This window comes from Novacetimonas hansenii, from assembly GCF_014843995.1.
Lineage (GTDB): Bacteria > Pseudomonadota > Alphaproteobacteria > Acetobacterales > Acetobacteraceae > Novacetimonas > Novacetimonas hansenii.
Map to the genome: position 1 here is coordinate 2,546,048 of NZ_CP062147.1, position 26,904 is coordinate 2,572,951.

24 protein-coding genes and 1 pseudogene are annotated in these 26,904 nt (G+C 55.4%); 9 read left to right on the top strand and 16 right to left on the bottom strand.

The genetic code is table 11. From position 1 onward, the window contains the following. Positions 1-95: 95 nt before the first annotated feature. The 7 genes from IFJ82_RS11125 to IFJ82_RS11155 all read right to left on the bottom strand — a co-directional run bounded on the left by IFJ82_RS11125 (position 96) and on the right by IFJ82_RS11155 (position 9,540). Positions 96-1,517, bottom strand: coding sequence for an amidase family protein (locus IFJ82_RS11125; RefSeq protein WP_192264601.1), 1,422 nt, complete (start codon positions 1,515-1,517; stop codon positions 96-98). 249 nt (positions 1,518-1,766) lie between these two features. Then, positions 1,767-3,179 carry an amidase family protein gene (locus IFJ82_RS11130; RefSeq protein ID WP_192264603.1) on the bottom strand — a complete coding sequence of 471 codons (1,413 nt, stop codon included), beginning with the start codon at positions 3,177-3,179 and terminating at the stop codon, positions 1,767-1,769. Positions 3,180-3,239: 60 nt separating this feature from the next. Continuing rightward, on the bottom strand, positions 3,240-3,443 hold the full coding sequence (locus IFJ82_RS11135) for a DUF3311 domain-containing protein (protein ID WP_003619084.1): 204 nt from the start codon (positions 3,441-3,443) through the stop codon (positions 3,240-3,242). Between the two features lie 118 nt (positions 3,444-3,561). Beyond that, complete coding sequence (locus tag IFJ82_RS11140) at positions 3,562-6,027, bottom strand: TonB-dependent receptor (RefSeq protein WP_003619083.1); 2,466 nt, start codon at positions 6,025-6,027, stop codon at positions 3,562-3,564. 292 nt (positions 6,028-6,319) lie between these two features. After that, the gene (locus IFJ82_RS11145; protein ID WP_003619081.1) at positions 6,320-7,267 is read right to left on the bottom strand and encodes a 2-hydroxyacid dehydrogenase; all 948 of its coding nucleotides are present in this window, start codon (positions 7,265-7,267) and stop codon (positions 6,320-6,322) included. Positions 7,268-7,356: 89 nt separating this feature from the next. After that, positions 7,357-8,742, bottom strand: a complete 1,386-nt coding sequence (locus IFJ82_RS11150) for an aspartate aminotransferase family protein (RefSeq protein ID WP_040511780.1) — start codon at positions 8,740-8,742, stop codon at positions 7,357-7,359. Between the two features lie 39 nt (positions 8,743-8,781). Then, on the bottom strand, positions 8,782-9,540 hold the full coding sequence (locus IFJ82_RS11155; RefSeq protein ID WP_247067176.1) for a class II aldolase/adducin family protein: 759 nt from the start codon (positions 9,538-9,540) through the stop codon (positions 8,782-8,784). A 499-nt stretch (positions 9,541-10,039) separates the two neighbouring features. Between IFJ82_RS11155 and IFJ82_RS11160 the strand changes: the two genes are divergently transcribed. The 4 genes from IFJ82_RS11160 (at position 10,040) to IFJ82_RS11175 (ending at position 14,391) form a co-directional block, all read left to right on the top strand. After that, a complete protein-coding gene (locus IFJ82_RS11160; protein WP_196760700.1) occupies positions 10,040-11,137 on the top strand; it encodes a LysR family transcriptional regulator in 1,098 nt (365 codons plus the stop codon). A 34-nt stretch (positions 11,138-11,171) separates the two neighbouring features. Beyond that, a complete protein-coding gene (locus tag IFJ82_RS11165; protein WP_192264605.1) occupies positions 11,172-12,626 on the top strand; it encodes a sodium:solute symporter family protein in 1,455 nt (484 codons plus the stop codon). Positions 12,627-12,755: 129 nt separating this feature from the next. Next, on the top strand, positions 12,756-13,970 hold the full coding sequence (locus tag IFJ82_RS11170) for an aspartate aminotransferase family protein (RefSeq protein WP_192264607.1): 1,215 nt from the start codon (positions 12,756-12,758) through the stop codon (positions 13,968-13,970). Positions 13,971-14,205: 235 nt separating this feature from the next. Beyond that, positions 14,206-14,391, top strand: coding sequence for a hypothetical protein (locus IFJ82_RS11175; RefSeq protein ID WP_192264609.1), 186 nt, complete (start codon positions 14,206-14,208; stop codon positions 14,389-14,391). 9 nt (positions 14,392-14,400) lie between these two features. Here IFJ82_RS11175 and IFJ82_RS11180 read toward each other — a convergent pair whose 3' ends face one another. Beyond that, positions 14,401-15,294 carry a LysR family transcriptional regulator gene (locus IFJ82_RS11180; RefSeq protein ID WP_062809342.1) on the bottom strand — a complete coding sequence of 298 codons (894 nt, stop codon included), beginning with the start codon at positions 15,292-15,294 and terminating at the stop codon, positions 14,401-14,403. A gap of 129 nt (positions 15,295-15,423) precedes the next feature. On the opposite strand from IFJ82_RS11180, the gene IFJ82_RS11185 reads away from it, so the two are divergent. Next, positions 15,424-15,813 carry a (R)-mandelonitrile lyase gene (locus IFJ82_RS11185; protein WP_192264610.1) on the top strand — a complete coding sequence of 130 codons (390 nt, stop codon included), beginning with the start codon at positions 15,424-15,426 and terminating at the stop codon, positions 15,811-15,813. A 181-nt stretch (positions 15,814-15,994) separates the two neighbouring features. Beyond that, positions 15,995-16,279, top strand: coding sequence for an EthD family reductase (locus IFJ82_RS11190; protein WP_081254434.1), 285 nt, complete (start codon positions 15,995-15,997; stop codon positions 16,277-16,279). A gap of 78 nt (positions 16,280-16,357) precedes the next feature. On the opposite strand, the gene IFJ82_RS11195 is transcribed toward IFJ82_RS11190, so the two are convergent. Together IFJ82_RS11195 and IFJ82_RS11200 are read right to left on the bottom strand one after the other, a co-directional pair. Then, positions 16,358-17,599, bottom strand: a complete 1,242-nt coding sequence (locus tag IFJ82_RS11195) for a multidrug effflux MFS transporter (protein WP_192264612.1) — start codon at positions 17,597-17,599, stop codon at positions 16,358-16,360. A gap of 116 nt (positions 17,600-17,715) precedes the next feature. Further along, the gene (locus IFJ82_RS11200) at positions 17,716-18,765 is read right to left on the bottom strand and encodes an NAD(P)-dependent alcohol dehydrogenase (protein WP_192264614.1); all 1,050 of its coding nucleotides are present in this window, start codon (positions 18,763-18,765) and stop codon (positions 17,716-17,718) included. A gap of 478 nt (positions 18,766-19,243) precedes the next feature. Here IFJ82_RS11200 and IFJ82_RS11205 point away from each other — a divergent pair, with 478 nt between their 5' ends. Further along, positions 19,244-20,227, top strand: a complete 984-nt coding sequence (locus tag IFJ82_RS11205) for an aldo/keto reductase (protein WP_192264616.1) — start codon at positions 19,244-19,246, stop codon at positions 20,225-20,227. Positions 20,228-20,270: 43 nt separating this feature from the next. Next, positions 20,271-21,260, top strand: coding sequence for an aldo/keto reductase (locus IFJ82_RS11210; protein ID WP_192264618.1), 990 nt, complete (start codon positions 20,271-20,273; stop codon positions 21,258-21,260). 35 nt (positions 21,261-21,295) lie between these two features. On the opposite strand, the gene IFJ82_RS11215 is transcribed toward IFJ82_RS11210, so the two are convergent. The 3 genes from IFJ82_RS11215 to IFJ82_RS11225 all read right to left on the bottom strand — a co-directional run bounded on the left by IFJ82_RS11215 (position 21,296) and on the right by IFJ82_RS11225 (position 22,872). Further along, complete coding sequence (locus IFJ82_RS11215) at positions 21,296-21,643, bottom strand: zinc-binding alcohol dehydrogenase family protein (RefSeq protein ID WP_192264620.1); 348 nt, start codon at positions 21,641-21,643, stop codon at positions 21,296-21,298. Positions 21,644-21,702: 59 nt separating this feature from the next. Then, complete coding sequence (locus IFJ82_RS11220; RefSeq protein ID WP_155116143.1) at positions 21,703-21,858, bottom strand: hypothetical protein; 156 nt, start codon at positions 21,856-21,858, stop codon at positions 21,703-21,705. A 69-nt stretch (positions 21,859-21,927) separates the two neighbouring features. After that, positions 21,928-22,872 (bottom strand): MFS transporter, encoded by a 945-nt coding sequence (locus IFJ82_RS11225; protein ID WP_192264622.1) that lies wholly within the window; start codon positions 22,870-22,872, stop codon positions 21,928-21,930. 446 nt (positions 22,873-23,318) lie between these two features. Between IFJ82_RS11225 and IFJ82_RS11230 the strand changes: the two genes are divergently transcribed. After that, entirely contained in the window at positions 23,319-24,194 is an 876-nt protein-coding gene (locus IFJ82_RS11230) for an arginase family protein (RefSeq protein WP_192264624.1), read from the top strand. A gap of 42 nt (positions 24,195-24,236) precedes the next feature. On the opposite strand, the gene IFJ82_RS11235 is transcribed toward IFJ82_RS11230, so the two are convergent. The 3 genes and pseudogenes from IFJ82_RS11235 to IFJ82_RS11245 all read right to left on the bottom strand — a co-directional run bounded on the left by IFJ82_RS11235 (position 24,237) and on the right by IFJ82_RS11245 (position 26,830). Further along, on the bottom strand, positions 24,237-25,127 hold the full coding sequence (locus tag IFJ82_RS11235) for a LysR family transcriptional regulator (protein ID WP_075623913.1): 891 nt from the start codon (positions 25,125-25,127) through the stop codon (positions 24,237-24,239). Between the two features lie 194 nt (positions 25,128-25,321). Then, a pseudogene (locus IFJ82_RS11240) lies at positions 25,322-25,462 on the bottom strand (transposase); the annotation flags it as partial. Positions 25,463-25,624: 162 nt separating this feature from the next. Further along, entirely contained in the window at positions 25,625-26,830 is a 1,206-nt protein-coding gene (locus tag IFJ82_RS11245; RefSeq protein ID WP_192264626.1) for an IS701 family transposase, read from the bottom strand. Positions 26,831-26,904 lie beyond the last annotated feature (74 nt).

Genomic DNA, 26,904 nt, shown 5'->3' on the forward strand with positions numbered 1-26,904 from the left:
GTTTCTCTTGCGGAAGTATCGACACAGGCGTGGCAGGGGCACCGCACCACAAGGGACGCGACCGCAGCACCCGTGGCACTGCGGCCGCGTGCGGATCAGCCTTTGCGCATGGCCCTGTCGCAGACAGCCGACGGGTCGGGGCGGGCCTCCGCCAGCAGGGCTTCAAGCGTCATGCTCAGGCGCAGCACGCCGATATCATCATTGATACGCCCCCCGATCTGGATGCCCACCGGCAGGCCACAGGAAGAATATCCTGCCGGCAGCGACGAGGCAGGCTGGCCCGTCATGTTGTACAGCAGGGAGAACCCGGCCCATTCCAGCCAGTCCGGCCAGCTGTCATCAGGCACCGTAAGCCCCGCCCTGAGCGGCAGGATGGAAACGGTGGGCGAGATGACGAAGTCAACCGTTGCATGCTGGCGGGCGCATTCCTGACGGTAGGCCATCCGCGCCATCATCGCATCAACGTAATCCCCGGTGGGAATATGCGCGCCATGATCGCCCCAGCCACGGAATTCGGGGTCGAGCAGGTCACGCTCGGCCGGGCTCAGGCGGCGCTGGGACTGCCATGCCCCCACCTGCCACAAGGTGCGATAGGTCGGGCGCCAGTCCTCCATGGGGGCCAGCGGCACCAGCACGGCCCCTGCGTCCTCGATACGCGCGATGGCGGCACGATAGACCGCCGCCACTTCCGGATCGACCTTCATGAAGCCGAAATCTTCCGTCACCCCGATCCGCACTCCTGCCAGTGGCAGTGGCGTAACCGGAAAATCAGAGGCCGGGAGCGGGTCGGTGGTAAAGGGGTCCATCGGGTGGCGCCCTTCAATAACCGAGAACATCAGGCCAGCATCCGCCACAGTGCGGGTCATCGGGCCAAAATGCGCCATGTCGGAATAATGCGGACCAATGGGGTACATCGGCACCCGGCCAAAGGTTGCCTTAAATCCGAATATGCCGCTGAAACTGGCCGGAACACGGATGGAGCCGCCGCCATCGCTGCCCAGCGCCAGCGGGCCACAGCCGGCGCTGATGGAGGCTCCGGCTCCACCACTGCTGCCGCCGGGCGTATGATCGGTATTGTGCGGGTTGCGGGTAATGCCGGTCAGCGGGCTGTCAGTGACCGCCTTCCACCCCCCTTCGCAGGTGGTGGTGGAGGCGAACAGCACGGCACCCGCCCCGCGCAGACGCCCGACAGAGGGGGAATCCTGTGTTGCGGGCGGATTATGTTCGGCAAGGCGCGACCCACGGGCAAAGCGCCAGCCTTTCACCATGGCTGTATCCTTGACGGAAACCGGCACGCCTTCCAGCGCGCGTGTGGGCAGGCCAGCCATCCAGCTCCGCTCGGCCGCGACGGCGGTGGCGAGGGCGCGCTCGGGGTCAAGGCTGCAAAACGCATTCAGCACCGGCTGCACCGCCTCGGACCGGGCAATGACGTCGCGGATCACCTCTACGGGTGAGAGTTTCCGCGCTGCATACAGAGACAGAAGCTCAACAGCCGATAGTTCACATAATTCAGTCATGGAAATCATCTCTGCTTTTTGATGTGCCCCAAAGCGGAGCACGTACACCGGGGGCGATCACCATGCGCACCGCCACGGACCGGCCAGACAAACACGGATATGGAAAAAATTACTTCACCCCGGGAACGGAACATCTGACACACGAGACCACGCAGCGAGGTCATTGCGACATCGTTTCATCCCGATGCGCCAGATCATGCGGATTTGTGAAATGGCATGGGCATATCATCATGTTTTCTCCCTATGTATTCACGACAGTTTCAGGTCGGGCCGCACCGCGCTCCATGGTCTGGCCTCTTCCCATGCGGCGCAGGCCTGCAGCACGCCCAGATCATCAAAACGGCGGCCGACAACCTGTAGGCCCACGGGCAAATTGTCCGCGCCAAAGCCACACGGAATGCTGGCCGCCGGATTGCCCGCCCAGTTGAAGGGATAGGAAAACTCCGCCCAGCCCAGCCAGTCCCAGTCGTGTCGCGGCCATGTATCGGGCTGGAGCTGCGTGGCGGGGAATGCCGCCACACTGGCCGCGGGCGTGAGCAGGAAGTCCCATTGGGTAAAGAATTCATGGATCTCGACCGCATAGGCAAAACGCTTCTCACGCGCGAGTGTGAATTCCTGCATCGTGCGGCCCTGCGTCTCCCTGATCATCGCCACCAGGCCGGGGTCCATCAGCGGTTCCCACTCCGACAGGAGCGTGCATTTTGCGCTATAGGTGGCAGGCCAGAAAAAACGCGCCAGTTCCGGCCCTTTCGGCCCCCAGGCCGGAGTAACTTCCTCCACCGTGGCGCCCATGCCCTCAAACACACTGACCGCCGCCGCAACGGCCGCAGCCACATCAGGATCGACACGGGCATGGCCAAGATCGGGACTGTAGGCAATCCGGCGTCCTTTGAGCGGGGCGGACAGCATCGTCGAATAGGGCAGCGGCGCGGCCTCAAGGGAGGTATAATCCCACGGATGCGGGCCACTCATGGCCTCGAGCATCAGGGCCGCATCCTTTACCGTACGCGTGAGCGGCCCCATATGCGTTGCAAGGTCATTGTTGCTGATGGGCCAGTTCGGTATCCGGCCATGGGTCGGTTTCATGCCAAACACCCCGCAGAAATGCGCGGGCATGCGGATGGAACCGGCCCCGTCACCACCCTGATGCAGGGGGCCATACCCGGCTGCGGCCGCAGCCCCCGCCCCGGCTGATGAGGCACCGGCGTTATAGCCCGCCTTCCACGGGTTGCTGGTCACGCCGGTAAGCGGGCTCTGGCTGACCCCTTTCCAGCCGAATTCCGGCACAGTGGTCTTTCCCAGCATGACGGCCCCAGCCTCATGCAGGCGCGTGACGCACGGGGCATCGACGGTGGGCACATTATCCTTGCGCGACCATGAACCATAGCGGGTCGGGATGTTCGCGGTTTCCTGAAGGTCCTTGATCGTCACCGGCACGCCTTCAAGCCTGCGGTTCACGCCCGCCCGGTAGGCCGCCTCCGCCCGGCAGGCGCTGTCCATGGCGTGCCTGGCGGTCACCTCGACCATGGCGTTGATCTTCGGTTCCGTGGCTTCAATATGGCGCAGGACTGCCGCCACCACCTCAACGGGAGAAAGACGGCCACGCTCATAATGCACCATCAGCTCCGCGGCGGACATGAAGCCGATTTCCTCGTCAGACATTGCTTATTTTTCCCACCTTGTGCAGCAGGGACATTGTCCGCCACATGGGGTCATGTTCCGTCATTCCGGGTAGTGCCTGCGGTCGAACATGACCCAGCACAGGCCAAGGCAACCCGATGTGAGCAGGAACCATGCGAATATCCAGACCATGAAGAAAGGTAGTCCCGCCACTTCAATCCTGACCTTGTCAATCATGGGAAAAAGCAGGTCGATCATGACCATGGGAATGACAAGTCCAATAACAAAGCTGCTTTTTGAAGGCATCGGAAGCTCGCTTTCATGTAAAGGGATGCCGGAACCGGTCGGAACAGGAAATGACTGGCTGTGGCAGTAGCCTCACCATCCCTGCCCCATCCCGCCCTGTGACCAGATGCGCGCGGTATCAGAACCCGACCGTCAGCGCACCGGACATTGCAAAACCACCACCAATATTGTAGCCGGGCTGGCCAGCGGCGATCCACTGCCCGTTTGCCGCGCGGACACCCTTGGCCGTGGGCGTGAAGCTGGCGGCCTGGGCATAATACAGGTTGTTGCCGATATTCATGAAATTGAGCTGGAGCTGCGGCTTGTAGACCATGAATTTGTCGATACGGATATTGTGTAGCCGGTAGCCAAGCGTAATGTCGGATGTCAGGTAACCAGGAATGCTCTGGTCATTCATGAACGTAGTGTAACGCTTGCCAATATAGTTCAGGCCAAAATTACCGAAAAACGTTCCGTCATCATAGGAAAGACCAATCGCCCCTGTAAATTCCGGTGTATTGACCGAACGTTTGCCACGGGTGTCAATATAGGTACCCTGGATCTGAAAATTGTTGTCCGTTGTGGCATGAACATAGGACCCCGAAATATAGGGGCTGAAATGATGCCACGGGCGCAACCCGACCTCCAGCTGGGCGCCGCGCACGGTTTCACCCCCCATGTTGATCGGCGTGGTCACGAGCGAACCACCTGCTGAATAGGCGGTTGAGTTCACATCATGATTGGTCAGGTTATAGTTGAACAGTGATGCCGCAATATGCACCAGACCGTTATGGCGGAAGCCGATTTCCTCACCAATTGCATATTCCGGCTTCAGGTTTGTCGGATGCACATCAATGGGCGTGGGAGACTTGGCATCATACATGTCCAGATAGGCTTCGGTCCGGTCCGGGGCGCGGAAGCTGGTAGTGCCGTTAACGAATATCTGGTCATGCTTCGTGATATTGTAGCTGATGGCGACCTGAGGCAGCGGCTCCGCATAGTTGCCGCCATTCTTGCGATCGGAAATGCCGGGCAGGTCGTTCGTGGCCCATCGATTGATCATAACCTCCTTGAAACCAGCCGTAAGTTTAAGGCGGTCATTGAGCAGAGATAGCGTATCGTCAAAATAGATGGAGACCTGCTGCTGGCGGAAAACAAGGTTCCACGGGCTGAGCGACTGACCCGCTGCATCCTTGATACTGTATCGCCCCCAGGCATTGGCGGGCAGGCCCTTGGGTCCTACGGCGGCATAATTGGCCGGTTCAACCATATCAAGATAGGAATACATGGACCCGATGCGGAACAGGTTGTTCTTGTACTTCCAGTCCAGATGCCCCATCAGGGCCAGAGTGTGCTGGTGCTGTTCATCCACGACCTGTGTCGTATCGACCCTTGTGCCATTGGCCAGGGTCACGGCCGTTGGCAGGTTGAGCGCGCCTACATTCTGCGTACCGAGATAGGCCTGTGAATCATTGATGTTTTCACCAAACCCGCTGTCCTTGTCCCAGTTGATGAAATAGGGCGTCAAATGCAGGTTGAGGTTATGGCCAAGGTTAAACTTCATCGGCGCCATGACCGCGATGGTTTTGTTCATCAGGCGGTTCATGCGATAATAATTTGGACTGCCTGGGGTATAAGTGGGGTTAAGGTAAAGGGAGGACGTGCCTTCAGCCTCAAAGACTGCCTTGGTTGGCGTTGCCGCACCGTTGGAGTTGATCCCGCTGGACGAATACTGTCCAAAAATCATCTCCATGGCAACCCGGTTCCCCTGCCCCCATTCCTTTACCAGCTTTGCATCGACATGGTGACGGTTGATGGAACCCGGGGTCTGCCAGAAATTGCTGAACATGTAGGAATAGGACATGAAAGCACGGATGCCTGTATGCCCGATTTCGCCGGTATCAAAACGGACGAATTCCTTTTTCATGTGATAGCTGCCATAGCTACTTTCAATCATGCCGCCGCGACGGCGGGAAGGATCGCGCACGGTGACATCAATAGACGAGCCAACCGCGTTATAGGACGGGCTCGTGATATCAGGCGACCCCTGCGTAAGGGAAACCGAAGACATGTTTTCGGCATCTGGTGAACTGCCGATTGAATCCGGCTGGTAATACACGCCATCCACCAATGGCACGCCGTCAACCAGATAACCGATTTCACTCTGGTTCATGCCACGCACCACAAGGGCGCGGGATGTCAGGCCGTAGGGGTCGGTACGGGCGTAAGCCACACCCGGCATCATGGCCACGAGAGCCTGTGGCGTTGTATTGGAGCTCTGCTTGGCGATAAAATCGCGGGTCACCTCACTGCGCGCCTTTGGCACGGTCTGTACCGGCATGAGGCCACCACCGGGGGTTGTACCGGTCACGCCATTTGGCGTGCGGATGCCGGTTCTGACGTGAATGGTTTCCCCATCACCCCGGGCGGCAATACCCGCAGGCTGGGCATCCTGCTGCGGTCGCGGGCCGGCATGCACTCTGGCGGGCCGATTGCGGACCGTGGCCGCAGGGGTGGCCGCTTTTGCATTGCTGTGCTCTGTCACAATCAGGCCCGACAGGACGGTTGTAGACAACACAAGAGCACCGAAGGAACAAAATCGCATTCATATTCTCCCTGTCGTCCCGTTCGGGAAAAACTGATGGCATAAATGAAAAGATGAAGACCGAGCAGGAACCAGTGGGCACCTGCATTTTCAATAGGAATACCGTAACGACATTTAATTATCATCTCGTAACATTTTTCAAGAGATAAATGCCAATTATTTTAATATTCCAAATTATATTGTTGTTTTTGCATCAATATGCGTGATGTATGCATTAATTTAAGTATTGGTATAATTTATGATAATGCAGGGCATAAATTTATTTATGCCAGATGGTGGAAAGCCTGCGCTTTCAGTAACCCCGGCTGATATCAAAAATCTGCTCCGGGCGTTCCCCGCGCTGCATGCTCCTTATGCAACCAATCAGGTAATCGACCCGGGCAACGACCGATGCCTGGGATGCGATATGCGGGGTGACGATTACGGATGGGTGCGCCCACAAGGGCGAGGTCACCGGTAACGGTTCGTGCTGGAAAACATCCAGAACAGCGGCTGACAGCACGCCGTCATCCAGTGCAGATAAAAGATCGCTCTCAACAACATGCTCCCCGCGACCGACATTGATGAACGCCCCTCCGGGCCGGAGCGCACGCAGCACCCGGGCATTGATGATGTTGCGGGTCTGGGGGGTATTGGGCAGCAGGCAGATGAGGATATCGGTCCCGGCCAGAAAAGGCTCCAGCCCGGCCGCCCCGTCAAAAGTCCTGACCCCTTCGATCACCTTGGGCGAACGTGACCATCCCTGCACGGCAAAGCCACACCGGTTGAGATGCCGCGCCGCATAACGGCCAAGCTGCCCAAGCCCCATGATGCCCACCACACAGTCCGCAGTCGAACGCGTGACGACCATGCGTTTCCACACCCGCTCGTTCTGCTGCAACGCCCACCCCCGCGCGCCACGGATCGTGCTGATACAGGCCCACAGCAGGTAATCCGCCATCAGGCGACCGGTTTCCTCCCCCGCCATGCGGATAAGGGGCAGACAGGCGGGCCAGTCGGGGTCGCGCGCCACGATATGATCAACCCCCGCAGACAGGCTGAAAACTGCCCTGAGCGCAGGCAGGCGCGCAAGATCGCCTATGGGAGGCATCCATACCAGCGCATAGTCGATACTGTCGGGCGCCCCCATGGCGGTCGCCCAGTCCACTACATGGATATCTGGCGCCCGTTCGGCAAATGCTTCCTTTACCTGCCTGGGATAGTCAGCATCGTCTTCAACATAAACGGCGATGGAAACCATTCCCTGACTCCATTACAAACATATTTCTTTATTAATGGCTTATATTATTCAGTTTTACCTGAATAATATAAGCCTTCTCCAATTATCACTCAGTGGAACTGGCCGGAGCCGATCTCATGTTCCATCTGCGCAAGAACCTCCGTCACGCCATCAAAGATCATGTCGACCTGATCGCGCGTAATGATCAATGGCGGCGAAAATGCCAGCGTATCGCCCATGGCACGGGCAATGACCCCCTTATTCTGGAGCAGCCTGAACGCATATTTTGCCAGTTGCCCAGCCTGTAGCGACGAGGAACGCGTGGCCTTGTCCGTCACCAGTTCCAGCGCCCCGATCAGCCCGACGCCACGCGCCTCCCCCACCAGTGCCGAGGATGCGCCCAGCGCGCGCAGCCGCGCCTGAAAATGCACGCTGACATCACTGACATGCGTCATAAGGTCGCGCTCTTCCATGATGTTCAGCACCTCGATCGCCACGGCAGCGGCCGTCGGGTTGCCGCCATTGGTAAAGCCATGGGCAAAGGCGCCAATGGCGTGCGACTCATCAGAGATCGGTTCAAACACCATGTCATTCATGAGAATGGCGGAAATAGGCAGATAGGATGATGAAAGCTGCTTGGACAGGATCATCATGTCGGGCCTGATATCAAAGGTCTGGCTACCAAACATACGTCCGGTCCGGCCGAACCCGCAGATGACCTCATCCGCGACAAGGATGATGCCGTATTTTTTCAGCACGGGCTGCAGTTTTTCCCAGTAGCCCTGCGGGGGAACGATCACCCCGCCTGCCCCCATCACGGGTTCGGCGAAGAAGGCGGCAATGGTCTGTGGCCCTTCGGCCAGGATAAGCGCCTCGATTTCGTTCACTAGCCGTGTCGAGAAGGCCTCCTCGCTCTCGCCCTCCTGGCCTTCGCGGTAATAATGCGGCGCGGTCACATGCAGGAAGCCGGGCAGCGGCAGGTCAAAGGACTGGTGATCGACAGGAATGCCGGTGAGGCTGGCAGAGGCAATCGTGATGCCATGGTAGCCCCGCCTGCGGCTGATGATCTTCTTGCGCTTTGTCTCTCCGAGCGCATTGGAGCGGTACCAGATCATCTTGATCGCCGTATCATTGGCTTCCGACCCGGAATTGGTAAAGAACGCCTTGCTCATCGGCACAGGCGCCATCTGTACGAGGCGGGCGGCCAGTTCTATCTGCGGCGCATGCGATTTTCCGGTGAAGGTATGATAGTAAGGCAGCTTCTCCATCTGGCGGACAGCCGCATCGATCAGCCTGCGTTCACTGAACCCAAGGCCGACACTCCACAGCCCGGCGACCGCCTCAAGATATTTTTTGCCCGCATTATCATAAACAAAGACGCCTTCGCCCCGATCAATCACCATCCCGCCCCCCTGCAGGTTGGCCCGTGCATCCGTAAAGGGATGCATCAGGTAACGGGCATCGGTCATTTCCAGGGTATCGGCTTCGTCAGACATTTTTTCCATCATTCCCAAACCTTCTGACCACTTGTCGCATTATGAACAGTATGAATCTTTTTCATCCGCAATCAGGCTAAGGGCCGCTGTCCAGGCACGCTGGATGATTTCTTCAGCTTCATCACGCTGGAACTGCTCCGCCGTGCGCAGCCGGACTTCCTCCGGCGGGTAGGAGAGCTGCCTGCCTCCGGCAAGGGCATGGATCTGTATCTGGCATGCACGTTCAAGGAAATAGATTTCGTGGAAGGCATGCGCCACATGCCGCCCCCCCACCAGCAAGCCGTGGTTGCGCAGGATCATGGCATTATTGGTGCCAAGGTCGGCAATCAGGCGCTCCTTTTCCTCGGCCCGCAGCGCAATCCCCTCATACCCGTGATAGGACAGGCAGCCATAAAATTTCAGGGCATGCTGGCTGATGGGCAGCAACCCTTCCTCCTGCGCCGAGACCCCTGCCCCGTGGGGCGTATGGGTATGGATGATGCATTTCAGGTCAGGCCGGGCCTGATGAATGGCAGAATGGATGACAAAGCCCGCCGCATTCACATTGGACTGCTCAAGCTGCAGGTCCTTCACATGGCCGAATTTATCAATCCGCACCAGATCGCTGGCGCACATCTGCTCGAAAACCTTGCCGTAGCGGTTGATGAGGAAATGCCCCGGATCACCCGGAATGGCCATGGATATATGGGTGTCGATCAGGTCCGTCATGCGGAAATAGGCAATCAGCCTGTAAAGCGCAGCAAGTTCACAACGTGCTTTCCACTCATTTGCGGAGAAGGATTCGGATGGAAGGGTCACAGGCAAGCCTCCGGAAAACATAAAGATGCACACAGGGCGAACGGACGCAGCCGTATCATTTTTCCTACTATGGCATAGATGATTACACGAACCTTTCGATATGAAAACGATAAATAGACATTAAAATTGATAATAATGCCCATTAACTGCATGCCTTGTGAAATATATTCGTTATTTATAGAGAATATATACTTTAATACCCTTGCAAATCATCCTTCATCTGTCCAGACTCTGCCGCATCGCATTCTCATCCGCATGTGATGGCCAGAAACAGAAATAATGATGGGCAGGCCAAATGATTAATTGACATCATGCTTTCGGGTAAATCATTATGTATATGTAACGTTTTGATGCTCTGTGCCCTGTCAGCAATACCGCTGCAGGTCTGGTGCAATATCCGGCGCCCAGCGCCATGAAATCGCAAACGAGCCTCATGCAATGCGGCAGGTTAGGTTTATGAAACCCCGTACCCTGAAAACTGAAATCAGGCTGTATCCCCATGACCATGCTCTCTTTTCCGTCCATGCCCGACCCTGTGAACCGAAAGGCCGAAACGGGCCATGACATCCCCAGGAAAAGTGAACAACTGATCGACCGGCTGGACTGGAACCTGCTGCGCACGTTCATCGCCATCGCGCATGAAGGTAACATAACACGCGCGGCCAGCAGCCTGCGCCTGACGCAGTCAGCCGTCAGCCAGGCCCTGCGGCGGCTGGAAAAGCAGATCGGTTATGCCCTTATTGTCCGTAACGGAAGCCGCTTTACACTTTCCAGCCATGGCGAGAAAGTGCTGCGTCTGGCATCCGATATCTATGGCTCGATCAAGGCGATCAGCAACGAGATCGAATCCGGGACGGAAGAAGTAGGCGGCCATATCCGCCTGCTTACGCTCAGCAGTATTGAATCCGTCACGTATGACACGTTCCTGGCCAACTTTCATGAACGCTTTCCGCGCATATCGCTTGAAATCATCTGCATACGCAGCGAGGACATCCTAAGCTCCCTCCAGAAGAAAACGGCCAATATTGGCATAGGGCTCTGCCCGCGCCCCCTGCCCCGCATCGGGCGCTCACTGATCATGGAGCAGTCCTATGGCCTGTACTGCGGTCGGCCCCACCGCTTTTTTGGCAAGAGTGACATTTCCCTGCGGGAACTGGCGCAGGAGAATTTTGTCCGCTCTGAAGCGGACAGGATTGACGGGCTTCTCTCCAACATCACCATCTTTCGCAACGAGATGGATTTCAGCGGGTGGATCTCGGGCACATCGTACTCCATCCAGGAAATCACTCGCATGATTGTTGCGAATTACGGAATCGGGTGCCTGCCTGAACATATCGCACAGCCATGGGTAGATGCAGGCAGGCTGTGGCGCCTGCCACCGGCCTCGGGCATCACTACATCGGGGATATTCCTGCTGTGGAACCGTGACGGTCGTTACAGCAATAGTGAACGTATCTTTCTCGAGCAGTTCCAGAACCATCTACAGGCATCCCCATCAGCACCTGAAGGCAGACCTGAAATTACCACTGCCGCCAATACAGGGCAGACCAAAACAGGGCAGACCAAAAGCTACCCTTTACAGAATATGTTGAAATAAAAGACCTTCTGTCTGGCACGCCGGGAGCATATTAATGGCAATCATCTTCTTCATTCTTATCCTCACCGCGTCGATCATCGTGGCGATCATTTCAAAGCGGCGTGCCGGTGCGCAGAACATCAAGGACTACCTGACGGCCTCACGGTCCTTTGGTTCGATATTCATCTTCTTCCTCGGCATTGGCGAGACCTACAGTATCGGCATGATGACCGCCTTCCCCGGGGGCATCTATCATTCCGGCTACCCGTTCGCGTCATGGTTCCTGTCCTATGTGCTCCTGGCCTATCCTGTCGGCTATTTCCTGACCCCACGCATCTGGCAGCTCGCGCGCAATACCAACGCCGCGACGGTGCCAGACATTTTCCGCAAGGTGTTCAACAGCCGCGCGCTTGAAATTACCGTTGCCTTCAACATCATATTGTTCATGATCCCGTGGGCGACCATCCAGTTTTCCGGCCTGACCCTTGTGCTGTCAGGGCTGAACATCGTCTCCTCGCGCTGGCTGCTCATGCTGACCGCGGGCGGGATCGTTTTCCTGTATATCGCCATTTCCGGCATCCGGGCCTCCGCTTATGTCTCGGTCATGAAGGATCTGCTCGTGCTGTTCATTATCGGCACGATCGTCATGGCGCTGCTCAAGACAGACAATCCGGCCACCCTGTTCCAGATCGGCACGGATGAGCTGCACAATACGGGGATCAGCGGTCGGCAGGAAAGCTTTGCCATGTCCACGATGTTTTTCCAGGCCATTGGCCTGCCCATCTTTCCACTGAGCTGCGCTTACCTCATGACGGCACGCAGCGCACGGACCGTCATGCGGGCACAGATCTTCATGCCGCTTTACATGGTGATCTTTCCGTTCATGATGCTGATCGCCTTTTATGCAAAATATCATCACCTGGCACTCACGTCCCCCAATGATGCCTTTATCGAGACGGTAAAAACCCTCCTGCCGCCCGCCATGATCGGGATTGTGGCCGGCGGGGCTGCCCTGTCCGCGCTGGTGGTGCTTTCTGGCACGTGCCTTGTCATCGGGTCGCTGGTGGCGCGCAACCTTGTGCCGGGCCTGCCGGAAAAACACCAGAAAACCACATCGCAGATGGTCATCATGCTTTATATTATTATCTCCATGATTCTGGCGACCATGGTGCCAACACTGGTTTCCCACCTGTATAACATGACGTATTTTGGTGTAACACAGTTGCTGCCCTGCTTCCTTCTGGCAATCCTGTCAATCCGCGCCAGACCCCGGGCGTTGTGCGCCGGGATCATACTGGGGGATGCCGTGGGGTGCGGGCTGTACCTGAGCGGGATAGATACGCTCGGCATCAATCCCGGCCTGATCGGCCTTGTTGCCAACACGGCCATCGTGTTTCTGGCCGGCAACTGCCAGCGGCCGCAGAAGGTGCAGCATCATGCGGAGCAGGAATACATTGTGATCAAGGAAAACTGGACAGACCGCCCCTTATCCACATCTTCGGGTTCATGATCCCGTTCCGTGGGGACATGGCCTGCCTCACGGTTCGTGCCTTCCGGCCCTTTCCGCCATCCACAGGCCGCTGCTACCCACATGCCCCCGCCTGCCTGTTTCAATTTTCCATCCCAGACTGGATACCCCATGACGCAGCCCCTTCTTGAACGCCGCCATCAGTTGCTCAGTCCGTCTTACCGGCTGTTCTATGATGAACCGCTGCACCTTGCATCAGGCCGGGGGGCATGGCTGACTGACGTGCATGGCCGCCGCTTTCTGGATGCCTATAACAATGTTGTCCCCGCCGGGCACTGCCACCCGCGCATTGTGGCCGCCATCGTGGCCCAGACGGAACGGCTGAACACGCATACACGTTACCTGCATGATACCATCGTGGATTATGCGGATGCCCTGCTCGCGACCTTTCCCTTCCCCGCGCAGGCAACATTTACGTGCTCGGGCAGCGAGGCCAACGACCTGGCCATCCGGATTGCCCGCCATGTCACCGGCGGCGACGGGCTGATCATAACCGAAAATGCCTACCATGGCGTGACCTCCACAACAGCCGAGATTTCTCCCTCTCTGGGCAAAAGCGTCAATCTCGGGACGCATGTACGCACGGTGCCCGCCCCTGTGGCAGGCACAGATTTTGCCGCAGGTGTCAGATCCGCCATCGCGGACCTGCAACGCCATGGTATCCGGCCTGCCCTGCTGGTGGTGGATACGATCTTCTCCTCGGATGGAATATTTTCTGATCCCGCCGGGTTCCTCGCTCCGGCGGTTGAGGCAATCCATGAAGCGGGCGGGCTGTTCCTGGCCGATGAAGTGCAACCCGGTTTCGGGCGCACTGGCAGCCATATGTGGGGTTTTGAACGCCATAGCATCACGCCGGACATGGTCTCGATGGGCAAGCCCATGGGCAACGGATATCCGGTTGCAGGGCTTGTATGCCAGCCGGACGTGATCCAGAATTTTGGCTCCAGCATCCGTTATTTCAATACGTTTGGCGGCAACCCGGTCGCCATGGCCGCCGCCATGGCAACACTGGGCGTGATCCAGGACGAGAACCTCATGGAAAACGCCAGCACCGTGGGTGCCTACCTGCGGACACAACTGGCCCGGCACCCAGGCATTCATGATGTTCGCGGAGCAGGACTTTTCATTGGCGCCGAACTGGCGAATGAGGCCATCGCCTCGCGGGTGGTCAATGAAATGCGCGCCCGCGGCGTGCTCATCAGCTCTTCCGGCCCGGCCGGGAATGTCCTGAAAATCCGCCCGCCCCTCATATTCTCCCGTGAACAGGCGGATATCCTGAACGACACGGCAGCAGCGGCCCTGGAAGTGGCTCTGGCGGATGGCTGATACCAATCTCTCATCGATGGGGATGCCATTGTCGCCGTGCCTGGCGAGGCAGTGACAGACAACTATCTGCGCATGCTTCAGAAACGTGGGGGATCTTCCTACTTCGCCGGTACAGACGGACATGACACCCGGAAAGCTGTCGAGGTTCTGGGGAAGATATTTGGACGTAATAAGCTCCTGCTTGAAGGAGGCGATCAAATCAATGGGGCTTTCCTGAAGGCAGGCGTCATCAACGATGACCAGTCTCATGATTTATCCGGGCATTGACGGACTCTGCGGTGTCACCAGCAGCTTTGACTGGATTGGCGCCAAATATGAAGAACCTGCGAACGGACAGGCCTTGCGCCTGAAACACGTTGAAAACCGTGAGAACGGTGTTTTGTGGTTACAGTATGATGTGGAAAAGGGCTGTCCTGAGTAAATGTCGGCTTTATCCGCGATAGCGTAAGGCCTCAACAACCAGCCGGAAGGCGGCGGAAGACTGTCGTCTGCTGGGGTAATACAGATGATAGCCGGGGAATGGGGGGCACCAGTCCTCCAGCACACGGACCAGACGCCCGTCTGCCAGATAAGGCGCGCTCTGGTCCTCCATGATGCAGGCCAGTCCAAATCCACCCAGCGCGGCCTGTCGGATCATTGGCACATTATTGAACGTCAGTTGCCCATCCACACGCACGCGCAGCGCACGTTTCCCCTTTTCCAGCTCCCACGCATAAACACCGCCAGAGGTCGGAAGACGCAGATTGATACAGGTATGATGGGATAAGTCCTGTGGCTTTCTTGGGACAGGATGCCGTTCGAAATAGGACGGTGCCCCGACGACGGCCATACGCAACGGCGGTCCGATGGGAACGGCAATCATGTCGCGGGCGATTGTTTCCTCAAGACGCACGCCGGCATCGAAGCGCTCGGCAACAATATCGGTCAGACTGGAATCGACCGCCAGTTCAACATGCAGATCGGGATACTTGGGCAGAAGCTTGCTGAGTGCTGGCCACAGCAACGTATTGGCCGCATGTTCCGAGGTCGTGATCCGGACTGTCCCCGACGGTTTTTCAGAAAGTTCGCTGAGGGAGGCGATTTCACTGCTGATCGTATCGAGAGCGGGGACCAGCGCTGTGAGCAGGCGCTCGCCGGCTTCCGTAGGAGAGACCCGACGCGTCGTGCGGGTGAGAAGCCTGACATTCAGACGAGTTTCCAGTCGGCGGATCGTATGGCTCAGCGTGGATTGGGACGTACCAAGTTTCGCAGCCGCCCGTGTAAAGCTCTGTTCTTCCGCAACCGTCATGAACGCATTGAGATCGACCAGTTCCTCGCGACGCATTTATGAACTCCAAGCATAAGATCAAGCTGACCCTAGCATCTAATCATGGAAATGGCCTCATGCTTTGATGTCTGACAAACCTGTTGGGGTGTGTTTTGCCCGTCAGGCCCTCTTTGAAGGAGGATATTTATGGATATCCGTCGTCCTGGTTTCAAACCCTCCGTTAAAGGATCAGCCGAATGGTTTACTGGCACAGTCCGGGTCGATGCGCCCTTTACCGGCAGTGGTGCACTTTCCTGCGCAACCGTCACTTTTGAGCCGGTCGCACGCACGGCCTGGCACGCACATCCGCTCGGCCAGACTCTCCTCATCACTGAAGGTTTCGGCTGGGTTCAGCGTGAGGGCGGACCGATCGAAGATGTACGCCCCGGTGATATCGTCTGGTTTGAACCAGAAGAGAAGCATTGGCATGGTGCATCGCCGGAATGCGCGATGACCCATATCGCCATCACTGAATCGAAAGACGGTAAATCTTCGGACTGGATGGAGCATGTCAGCAACGAACAGTATCGTCGCTGAAGTCCTGAAGGCATAAAACTCGACCTGTAATGCAATCTAAAAAATTATAATGAGGAAGAGGACAGTTGCGCAGCGGGCCTCTTGTGAGCGTAGAGTTTTATGTCACATTGATGCGTTAACGGGACCAACATACCTAATCCCGTGAGTGAAAAAGAGAGAAGTGGACATGATAACACTCTTCGTGACCTACCCTGCGAGCGCTGATGCCTCGTTTGATCGTGACTATTACACGACCCATCATATTCCGCTGGTAAACAGCGTATGGAAGCCATTGGGCCTGATCTCGGCGACGGCATTTTTTCCAAGTCCGACGCCAAATGGCAATCATGCGATCTGCGAATGTGTCTTTGAAGGAGAAAGCGCGCTCCAGGCCGCTCTTGCCTCTCCGCATACACCAGCGGTCATGGACGACGTAAAGAATTTCACGACAATCGTGCCGGTCATTCTACGTGGTACCGCGTTCTGATCTTTATGACATCAGGACGGATATGCAGAAAGAATTTCAGGTAAATTTTTCCATTCTATCCGTCCTGAACATTTACAGTCAGTCCTTTTGTCCGCGGCTTCCACCATAATGAAGTAACAATGCAAGCGCGCACAGAAAACTACCAACTCCTGTTAATGCAACCACCCAGCCCATAGGCCATGGTGTGCCATCAGCGAATACACCGATCAGACCGGAGCCGAGGATGCCGCTCCCATACTGCGCTGCTCCCACAAACGCTGATACCGATCCCGATCGCTCAGGAGAAACGTTAAGAGCGCCAGAAATCGAATTGGCAACAATAAAACCGGTCGCCGAGGCAAAGATGAAAAGCGGAACAACCAGTCCCCATAACCCTCCGTAGCCGCCCCACGCGGCGAGCGCCACCAGTATGCCGGCTGCCGCAGCCTGAAACGTGCCAAACCGGAGCATGCGGTCGCTGCCGATCCTGTGCGCCAGTCGGGCATTGAGCATGTTCGTCGCCATGATTCCAAGGATACCGGCACCGAACAGCAGACCATAATAACGCGGCAGCACATGATAGAAAGAAATATAGGCGAACGGCGTTCCCGCGACATAGGCGAACATGCCGCCATAAAAAAATGCTCCCGCGCCCGTATAAGCCAGAAGACGTGGGGTCGTCAGAAGTTCGCCATAGCGCAGGAATGCGCGCGAGAGTGGTTCGTGGTGGCGTCTGGTGGACAGCAGTGTCTCGGGCAGAGTGAAAATCGCTGCAAGCGTTGCAATCCCGACAACAGCCAGCACGCCAAAGACCGCCCGCCAGCCACCGATCGACAGGATCTGCGCCCCCACGATCGGTCCAAGTAGCGGAGCAATGGCCATAACGGTAATCAGCGTTGATAACATGCGGACTGCGTGATGACCTTCATACAGGTCCCGTACCATCGCACGAGACAGCACCACCCCTGCAGAGGCCCCGAGAGCCTGAACAACCCGCCATACGATCAGGCTGCCGATACTTCCGGCACAAGCACACAGGACAGAACCGATGATGAAGATCATGATCCCGGTTGCAACCGGCATGCGCCGCCCGTAACGGTCACTCACAGGCCCCCAGAAAAGCTGTCCAAGGCTGAACCCGACCAGATAGCCGGACACGGTCCACTCAACTGCTCCGGGAGAGGCCAGCAGAGCCTGACCCATGGCCGGCATGGCCGGCAGGTAAATATCCGTCGAGATCGATGCAAAGCCCATCAAGAGGCTCAGCACCCCCAGCGTCCACCAGCGAGCCTCACGACTGGACCTGCATTCTGGTGCAGCGGCGCTGGTCTTTAAGGGCATAATTTTGTTCAAGATCAGGATACGTTCCGTTTATTCATGAATGACGCGGGAGAACTGGTGAAGCCTCCTCTCTCCACCAGTTCTATTTTTACTGAAAGTAAAGGTGTTTTTATCGATCAATTCAGGGTCGACATGTCAACGACGAAGCGATAGCGCACATCATTACGTTCCAGCCGTTCAAGCGCTGCATTGATCTCATCTGCGCGGATGAGTTCAATATCGGCCGTAATCTGATGTTCCGCGCAGAATTCCAGCATTTCCTGCGTCTCCGCAATGCCACCGATATTGGAGCCGGAAAAACTGCGGCGTCCCACAACGACATTGAACGCACCAACTTCCAGCGGTTCGGGAGGAAGGCCTACAAGCACCAGGCTCCCATCGATCGCGAGTAGCTGCAGATACATGTTAACGTCGTGCTTCGCGGAGACCGTGTCGAGCAGCATATCAACCCTGGACGCGAAACGTTTCATCTGCTCGGGATCGGTCGATAGAACTGCATCATGAGCCCCCAGCCTTCTCGCGTCCTCCATCTTTTCTGGTGATGTCGTGAACACCACGACATGCGCCCCCATTGCCCTGGCGATCCTGATGGCAACATGGCCCAAGCCGCCAATCCCTATGATGCCAACGACCTTGCCGGCTCCCGCGTTCCAGTGTTTCAGCGGGGAATATACTGTAATCCCCGCACAGAGCAGCGGGGCTGCGGCAGCGGGGTCCAGCGTATCGGGCATACGCAAAGTATAGTGCTCCTTAGACACATAGCTTTGCGAAAACCCCCCATATGTCATCCCGCCAAGGTGTTCGTCGGGGGAGTTGAAAGAGAATGTCACGCCCGCTTCACAGCATTGTTCCAGATCGTGTCGGCAGGGAGAGCAGGTACCACATGAATCCACGATGCAGCCAACCGCTGCCATGTCACCGACCTTGAAGCGTGTGACCGCACTGCCTGTGGCCGTAACGCGTCCGACGATTTCATGTCCTGGCACCAGGGGATAGTGTGCCATCCCGAAATCGTTCCTGATCTGGTGGAGATCAGAATGACAGATCCCACAATAGAGTATCTCTATCCTGACATCGTCCGGAAGCAGATCCCGGCGCGTGATCGGCATGATTGCAAGCGGTTGATCAGCAGCTTGTGTGCCAACGGCCTTGACGGAAGTGCTCATCGGAATCCTCGCGCGTTATTTATGTGACCATCCAACCAGACGCACTGTCAGATCGGCCAGAAACCTGAATAACCGGCTTTATTTCACGTCGGGATATTGCCTCACATGATACCGGTCGTATCACCATTGATTAGTCAGAGACGGGCCGTCCAAACAAGACGGCATAATCAGATTGCCGTTATATCGCCAATTCATGAATTGCGGTGCCTGCGCTCCCAGAGCATTTCCACCGAAAACCGGTTCGATGAAGATGCCCCGGTTTATTGTTTTTACGAGCATCGTCACCTGTTTGAATGCACGCATTCAGACAGGATCTGCTCTAGAAAAACATTATTCATGAAATCCTGATATGATATCATGCAGAATCCGGTGACTAATCGCATCACGCCTGAACATGTATCATTTCCATCAACCTGACATTGCTTGAACTGGCAACGCGTTACTCGATGGCCCGTGGCATCAGAAATGGGGAATGAAGATGGATTATGTGCGTCTTGGTAAATCCGGCCTGAAAGTCAGTCCCCTTACTCTGGGATGCATGAGCTTCGGGAGTGGTGGTTTTTCTGGCGGATGGTCACTCAGTGAGACAGACGCGGAACCAATCTTCCGGCTGGCGCTGGATCTCGGAATCACCTTCTGGGACACGGCAAACGTCTATGGCAAGGGAACGTCCGAAGAAATTACCGGCCGGATGCTCGCCAGACTGGCACGGCGCGACGACATTGTGCTGGCGACCAAGCTCTTCGGCCCGATGGGCGATGGCCCTGGCGGCGCAGGTCTGTCGCGCAAGGCAGTGATGGAACAGATCGACGCCTCATTAAAGCGCCTCGGCACCGACTACATCGATCTCTATCAGATTCATCGCTTTGACCCGAACACTCCGGTCGAAGAGACGATGGAAGCGCTTCATGACATCGTGAAGGCGGGAAAAGTTCGCTACATCGGTGCTTCATCCATGTGGGCATGGCAGTTTTCAAAAATGCAATATACTGCCAGCCTCAATGGCTGGACGCGCTTCATCTCGATGCAGCACCAGTATAATCTGGTCCAGAGAGAGGAAGAACGCGAGATGTTCCCTCTTATTGCGGATCAGGGCGTGGGCTCAATGCCCTGGAGCCCGCTTGCAGCCGGTCTGCTCACCAGACCCTGGGGCGAGAAAAGCACGACGCGGGCCAAGGACAATCCGGTCACGGATTTTGCCGGACGCCCGCTTTTTCTTGAAAGTGACAAGGCCATCATTGATATCCTCCAGAAGATCGCTGGCGTTCATGGAGTGTCGATGGCAACCGTTGCGATGGCCTGGGTGTTCCACAACCCACGCGTCACGTCACCGATCATCGGCGCGACAAAGCCAAAACACCTTGAAGATGCGGTCGCAGCACTTGGGCTCAAGCTGACCAATGAAGAGGTCGCAGAACTGGAAGCACCCTACACGCCCAGACTACCGACCTACTTTCTCTAAATACTCGACAACTACATAAAGACGAACAACAGGGAGTCTCACCATGCAAAAACGTATTCTCGGACAAACAGGTCTTGAAGTCTCCGCTCTTGGGTATGGCTGCATGGGACTGGATTTCAGTTATGGCCATAAGCTGAGCAAGGACGATGGCATCATCCTAATTCGTCAAGCGGTCGACCTTGGAGTAACTTTTTTTGATACAGCCGAGGTTTATGGCCCCTTCACGAATGAAAAAATGGTCGGCGATGCCTTGCGTCCGGTCCGTGAACGGGTCGTGATCGCGACCAAGTTCGGCTTTAACATCGTTGACGGCAAAATGGCAGGTTTGAACAGCCGTCCCGAGCATATTAAACAGGTCGCCGACGCGTCATTGAAGCGGCTCGGAATTGAGCAGATTGACCTGTTCTATCAGCACCGTGTCGATCCTGATGTGCCGATCGAGGATGTGGCGGGAGCAGTCAAGGAATTGATTGCCGCCGGGAAAGTCAAACATTTCGGCATGTCTGAACCAAGTGCCGCAACTGCTCGGCGTGCCCATGCGGTTCAGCCGATTGCCGCCCTACAAAATGAATATTCGCTGTGGACGCGAGGCGTCGAAACAAACGGTATTTTGGAGTTGTGCGAGGAGCTTGGCATTGGCCTTGTTCCCTATAGTCCGCTCGGTAAGGGCTTTCTCACTGGCGCGATGAGCAAGGATACGAAGCTCGGTCAGGGCGATTTTCGCGCCATGCTCCCGCGCTTCACGCCAGAAGCGATGGCGCACAATCAGGCACTTGTCGATCTGTTGAAGCAGATCGGCATCGAGAAAGACGCGACGCCGGCCCAGATCGCGTTGGCATGGCTGTTGGCGAAAAAGCCCTGGATCGTGCCGATCCCGGGTACCACAAGGCTGAACCGCCTTAAGGAAAATCTCGGTGCTGCCAATATTGCCCTGACGGCGGACGACGTAACACGGATCGAGAATGCAGCCGCAGCAATCCAGATCGAAGGCGATCGTTACCCGGCACAGCTTCAGGCCATGGTCGGTCGCTGACAAATATTGCTGGCGGCGTTTTGAGCGCCGACGTTTCACACAATAACGAGCGAGTTCATGACAGCAACCAAGCTGAATGTTCTCGCCGTCGGTGCGACGGGAAGCGCAGGACGACATGTCGTACCTGCGCCGTCAGTGCTCAGAACGAAAGACGCCTTGGCCTTGTTGAAAAGACCTCGACGAATTTGCCCGGAAAGTTGATTGACCGTCGCGGCATGCATTTTGATCAAAGTATAACCTGACCGAGGCAAAGACTTAGGACGTTCCTCAATAATCATTGAAGGAATTGCCCCAAAATACGCGCAAACCAAAGACTTCATGATGTTTCGCTCATGCAGAAAAACGTTTGATAATAACAGGTGATCTGCGACGATCATTTTCATAATTTTTGAGTTTTTTCTCTTAGTCTCGTATTTTGTCTCAGCGAAAGGCACTCACAAAATCACTCTGCTTTTCTGTGGGTAACCAGATAGAAAGCGCTCAGAATGACAATCAGAGCGCTCATCCAGAAATTGGCTTTCAGCCCGAAATGATCGACTATCGTACCTCCAAGACTTGAACCAACCGCAATGGCAACCTGTGCGGTAAAGGTAAACATGGCGGCTGCAGCTTCCGAATGCTCGGTCTCGATACTGCGGTGCCAGGTATTCAGGCACAGTGGCAGAGCTCACCAGGCGATTGCCCAGAGAAGAATGAGCACCGTTTCAAACTTCGGAAAGATCAGCAGCACCGGCAGGAGCAGAAAAGGTATTGCCAGCGATATTTTCGAGACAAAAAGCGTTGCTTTGAGATTATTTTCCAGAAAGCGGCTGGCCACGAGGTTAGAAGCAAACCCGATAGCACCATAAGCCAATAACAAGACCGTCACAGCCGCCGAAGGAATGCCTGCTTCGTGGATGAGAGGGGTCAGGTAAGTATAAGATGCGAAATGTGCCGCAAAAACAGCGGCAATCATAACGATACTTTTCCGTGCTTCGGGTAGCCTGACGAATGCTTTGAAGTCAGTAAACCGCACATGGCTTTCCGCTGGAATAGTTGGAAGCATTCTCCACTGCATAAGTAAAGCGGCAATGGCAATGATTGCGGCAGCCACGAATGCACCGCGCCAGGAAGAGTATTCTGCCACAAGAGATCCCATTGGAACCCCCAGGATCATGGCTGCTGTGACCCCTGCGAAAACAGCCGCGGCTGCCTTATGCGCTTTTTGCTTGGCAACGAGTTCTACTGCAACAGAAAGGCCCATCGCCCAGAATGCGCCAAGACTGATACCGACCAGTGCCCGACTGAGCAGCATCACTGCAAATGTCGGTGCCAGGGTGGCAATAAGGCAACCTGCCAGCAGAATAAGGGAGAGCCATAAAATAATCCTGCGACGATCCGTACGCCCTGAAAAAAGCATAACCCCAGGAGCAGAAAGCGCTGCCATCATGCCCGGAACGGTCATGGTAAGCCCTGCCGTTCCAGGAGTTACAGAAAATGTTCTCGAAATATCAGGCAGGATACCTACGGGAAGAAATTCGGTGGTGACGGACGCAAATGATCCCAACGCCAGAGACAGGACGGCCAGTCTCTGGCGAGCAGGTGAAAGCTTCCGAGCAATCAAATGCTGCATGATGGGAGCCTTTTTTCTGAAATTTCATGTTGCAAAATATACCCCAACATTTTACACCAATAACACAAACAAAAATTAATGTATTATTTTCTGAATATAAAGTAATTATATTCATTTATGGCGCCCATTTCCATATGAACTCAGATAGGACCAATCCATACGATGTGGATACAGCCTTGGCCTTTTTTAGAGATTTTCCTGTCTTAAAATCGAAGGGTTTGCATGACTATAGAGTTTTTTATCAAAATGTTTGTGAGTAAATTTCAGCAATGAATAACTATTAATTCTATCCCTCTCATGAAATACTCTAGTGTATGAAGTGGTTCGGAAAATCTCGGATTTTTTACGAAAGAAGAAAGATAATTGCCCTCACATCTGGCGTGATGGCGAGTTGTCTGATCGGTGCCGAGACAGACCGCATGCACTTACCTGACAGGAGGTCTTCCATGACGGATCAGAATTCCCAAACTTTGAGACTCATTTTCCCTCAGTGGCAGGGCGGCGATAATCCCCCCTATTATCTTGGATCAAAACTTCTGGCCTGGCTGGCTCCTCCTTCTGCTGGCCCTGTTGAGGAAGTTCCGGTTGACGCTCCGACTGACGTTCCTTTGCCAGTCGAGGATGAAATGCGTGGACGCAGTGTCCTGCTGAAACAGATTCAGGAAGCCCGGAAAATCATTGAACGCCATCAACCAAAGTCACTGGCGGTTCTGGGTGGGGACTGTCTTGTCTCGCTCGTGCCTTTTTCGTGGCTTTCAGAACGTTATGGTGACAGGCTGGGGGTGCTCTGGATTGATACCCATCCAGACGTTCAGACCCCAAAGCAGTATACGAACGCACATGCACACGTTCTGGGGGCTCTGTTAGGCCATGGCGACCCCGACCTGACGAAAGCAGTGACAAGGCCGGTTCCTGCAAAGAATGTGATGATTGCGGGCATCCACGATCCACTTCCGTTCGAAGCCCAGTTCATTGCGGATCATGGATTGCGGACATGTTCACCCCAGCAGGTGCGTGATGGCGCACAGCCGGTCATGGAATGGCTAAAAGACAGTCAGATCGAAGTGCTTGCCATTCATCTGGATCTGGATGTGCTGGATCCGCACAACTTCCGTTCTTTACTGTTTGCAAAACCGGGTCGGGGCAAGCATGATTTTGGAGACGTTGCCGAGGGAAAACTCAATATTCCTGATGTTATGAAACTCATTCAGGAAGTGACGACCGAAAAAGAAGTGGTCGGTATGACGATTGCCGAGCACATGCCCTGGGATGCGCTAAACCTGCAGGAAATGCTCAAACAGTTTCCTCTTATCGGCGGTTAAACCATCGCCCGAGAAAGCCTGTATTTTCGAAGACAGGCTTTCTCATTTTACTTTCATTTCCTCGACGAACAGCGACAGAGGCATCGAATGGCGATGGTGTCGGGGGTAGAAGAGATGAAACCCCAGATGCGTCGGACAGAAGGGTTCCAGAACTGATATCAGTTTGCCATTCTGGATGTGTTCCTCTGCAACAATTTTAGGGATGTAGGCGAGGCCAATGCCGTCCAGGCCGGCATCTCGTGCACCGAATACATTATTGCATACAAATTGGCCGACAGGCTGAAACTTCAGGTCTTTTCCCTTCTGTCTGAAACGCCAGGGATAAATCTTTCCATGGGTTGGCAGGCGAACCCCGATACAGTTGTGCTCTTGCAAACTGGCCGGGGCTTTGGGGAGGGCATGGCTTTTGAAATAGGTCGGAGCCCCAACAACTGCAAATTGGATGTCAGGCGATACAGGCACTGAAATCATCCCCTGTGTCACCAGTTCTCCAAGGCGCACGCCAGCGTCGAAGCCCTCATCCACAATATCAATCAGGCGCAGATCCGTTGAGATCTCAAGGGAGATTTCTGGGTAGTTCTTTAGAAAATCTGCAATGCGAGGTCGAAGAAAGAAGCCCAGAGATTCATCTGTTACGGTGATCCGCAGATTGCCTCTGGGACATTTGCGGAATTCATCAAGGCTGGCCATCCGGTTCTCGATTTCGTCGAAAAGCGGCTGAATATTTTGCAGCAGATAGTCTCCCGCAGGCGTGGGAACGACACGCCGTGTTGTTCTCGTCAGAAGGGTGACGCCCAGTCGCTCTTCCAGAAGACGCATGGTGTGGCTTATTGCAGAGGGCGTAACACCTCTGCGGGCCGCCGCCTTTGTAAAGCTCCGTTCTTGGGCAACCGCCAGAAAAGAAAGTAGTTCGCTGAAATTTTCTCGTGACACTTGCTGACCTGAATGCTATTTTTATCACTTAATCACCAATGATGATCTTAACAATAAATGCTTTGGGGATCATAGTTTATCTCGCTTTGAATGTCTGGTATTTACCCTTTGATTTTAATTTGATAGACAGATTTTCCATCCCTCCTGCACAATAAGAGAAATAATTTTTCCCTAAGCATCTGTCCAAGAACATTGTTTTTAAGCGTTCTGACCATCAAACGGACCGATGCCCATTGAAGGAAAGCCAGCGCATTGTGATTGAGACACTCCCAATCCTTGCTCAGGCGTCGGCAGCGGTTCAACCAGGCGATGGTGCGCTCCACGATCCAGCGCCTAGCACTACAGTTGCATTTTGTGTTGTGAGTGAGCGCGGATAGCAGTGGCCTGATGTGTTCGTCGAAAGACAGACCATCTGAGGATGTGGGCTACGGGCAGTCTGCGTTGTGAGAGTTTTACGACGAGACGCCTGATTTCCTGTATGGACCAGCGGACAAGGACTATCGTGTCCGGTGCAGTGTTTTTTTCGATTTCAGTGAGTTTGCCTGGTAACGGACACTGGCCATGACGGCATAGGCGAGCATGACCAGAGAGACATGCCGATGCCAGCCATGCCAGGAACGGGTTTCGTTATGATCAAGACCGAATTCGTTTTTGGCCGTCTCGAAACATTCTTCGATTCTCCAGCGCGTGCCTTCAACGTTCACGAGTTCCTGCATGGTTGTTCCTTTCGGACACCATGTCGTAAAACAGGCAAGGTCTCCATCGGCGATGTTCCGGCGGATCAACAGGCCACGTGTCCATGATCCGGCTATAGGGCAGTCAAATTCTTCAGCATCCAGATCGGCAAGCGGAAGATACGCCCAGTCATACAGCCTCTCACCTTTTGTGCCGTGTCCCGCGGACAGACGGTGCCAGTCCTGCTCTGGAAGATTTGCGGCAATATCTTTGGCTTCTCCTGCAATCAGCGGGCCTGTCGCCCATGACCCGAACCAGTGATTGCCTCTGACCCCAAGGACATATCCAATTCCTGCCCGGCTAAGCGTGCGTTCCACATCGCCGACGCCATACACGCTGTCTGCTGCAACCCAGCGGAAGGGCACACCGGCCTCAATACTCAGCTCAATCATCATCGAGGCTAACGCCGGTTTGGTTGCAAACACCACGTCATCAGGAACGTGGGCCTGCTTCAGGCGCTCACGGCTCGATGTCCAGTCTTTTGGAAGATACAGGGCGCGGTCAACAAAGGCATGGCCCCGCGCCGATACATAGGTGGCAAATACACCAATCTGGCAGTTCGTGATCTTGCCGGCAGAGCCCGTATACTGCCGCCCCACACCGCAGGACGCCTGACCTTTCTTCAGAAAACCGGTCTCATCGATGACCAGCACGCCATCTTCAGTGCCCAGATGCTCGATCACATAATCCCTGACGACATCACGAAGGGCATCGGCATCCCAATGCCCGCGCCCCAGAAGCGCCTGCTGCCGCCATGGACCAGGATCTCCCGCGGCTTCCGCTCGCATCCATCCCGTCTTGCGTGGTTCATTACCAATCAGAACGTCAAGGAAGACACACGCAGAAGCCGCAACTCGCTTCTGCGTAAACAACGGCACGATCCGCTCTTTGGCTGCCCTAAGCCCGGACGCCCATAATTCCAGCGTCTCTTCAATAGACGCACCGCCACTCATCATATCCTGAATCATGGTTACCCATAGATTCAGAAATCAACACAAAATGCAACTGTAGTGCTAAAGAATAAGCATTCCGGTCTCTATAT

Excerpts from the sequence above, each read along its gene's own strand:
- IFJ82_RS11125 (WP_192264601.1), bottom strand. The coding sequence starts at position 1,517 with ATGACTGAATTATGTGAACTATCGGCTGTTGAGCTTCTGTCTCTGTAT.
- IFJ82_RS11130 (WP_192264603.1), bottom strand. The coding sequence starts at position 3,179 with ATGTCTGACGAGGAAATCGGCTTCATGTCCGCCGCGGAGCTGATGGTG.
- IFJ82_RS11135 (WP_003619084.1), bottom strand. The coding sequence starts at position 3,443 with ATGCCTTCAAAAAGCAGCTTTGTTATTGGACTTGTCATTCCCATGGTC.
- IFJ82_RS11140 (WP_003619083.1), bottom strand. The coding sequence starts at position 6,027 with ATGCGATTTTGTTCCTTCGGTGCTCTTGTGTTGTCTACAACCGTCCTG.
- IFJ82_RS11145 (WP_003619081.1), bottom strand. The coding sequence starts at position 7,267 with ATGGTTTCCATCGCCGTTTATGTTGAAGACGATGCTGACTATCCCAGG.
- IFJ82_RS11150 (WP_040511780.1), bottom strand. The coding sequence starts at position 8,742 with ATGTCTGACGAAGCCGATACCCTGGAAATGACCGATGCCCGTTACCTG.
- IFJ82_RS11160 (WP_196760700.1), top strand. The coding sequence starts at position 10,040 with ATGACCATGCTCTCTTTTCCGTCCATGCCCGACCCTGTGAACCGAAAG.
- IFJ82_RS11165 (WP_192264605.1), top strand. The coding sequence starts at position 11,172 with ATGGCAATCATCTTCTTCATTCTTATCCTCACCGCGTCGATCATCGTG.
- IFJ82_RS11170 (WP_192264607.1), top strand. The coding sequence starts at position 12,756 with ATGACGCAGCCCCTTCTTGAACGCCGCCATCAGTTGCTCAGTCCGTCT.
- IFJ82_RS11175 (WP_192264609.1), top strand. The coding sequence starts at position 14,206 with ATGACCAGTCTCATGATTTATCCGGGCATTGACGGACTCTGCGGTGTC.
- IFJ82_RS11180 (WP_062809342.1), bottom strand. The coding sequence starts at position 15,294 with ATGCGTCGCGAGGAACTGGTCGATCTCAATGCGTTCATGACGGTTGCG.
- IFJ82_RS11185 (WP_192264610.1), top strand. The coding sequence starts at position 15,424 with ATGGATATCCGTCGTCCTGGTTTCAAACCCTCCGTTAAAGGATCAGCC.
- IFJ82_RS11195 (WP_192264612.1), bottom strand. The coding sequence starts at position 17,599 with ATGCCCTTAAAGACCAGCGCCGCTGCACCAGAATGCAGGTCCAGTCGT.
- IFJ82_RS11200 (WP_192264614.1), bottom strand. The coding sequence starts at position 18,765 with ATGAGCACTTCCGTCAAGGCCGTTGGCACACAAGCTGCTGATCAACCG.
- IFJ82_RS11205 (WP_192264616.1), top strand. The coding sequence starts at position 19,244 with ATGGATTATGTGCGTCTTGGTAAATCCGGCCTGAAAGTCAGTCCCCTT.
- IFJ82_RS11210 (WP_192264618.1), top strand. The coding sequence starts at position 20,271 with ATGCAAAAACGTATTCTCGGACAAACAGGTCTTGAAGTCTCCGCTCTT.
- IFJ82_RS11215 (WP_192264620.1), bottom strand. The coding sequence starts at position 21,643 with ATGAAAATGATCGTCGCAGATCACCTGTTATTATCAAACGTTTTTCTG.
- IFJ82_RS11220 (WP_155116143.1), bottom strand. The coding sequence starts at position 21,858 with ATGTTTACCTTTACCGCACAGGTTGCCATTGCGGTTGGTTCAAGTCTT.
- IFJ82_RS11225 (WP_192264622.1), bottom strand. The coding sequence starts at position 22,872 with ATGCAGCATTTGATTGCTCGGAAGCTTTCACCTGCTCGCCAGAGACTG.
- IFJ82_RS11230 (WP_192264624.1), top strand. The coding sequence starts at position 23,319 with ATGACGGATCAGAATTCCCAAACTTTGAGACTCATTTTCCCTCAGTGG.
- IFJ82_RS11245 (WP_192264626.1), bottom strand. The coding sequence starts at position 26,830 with ATGATTCAGGATATGATGAGTGGCGGTGCGTCTATTGAAGAGACGCTG.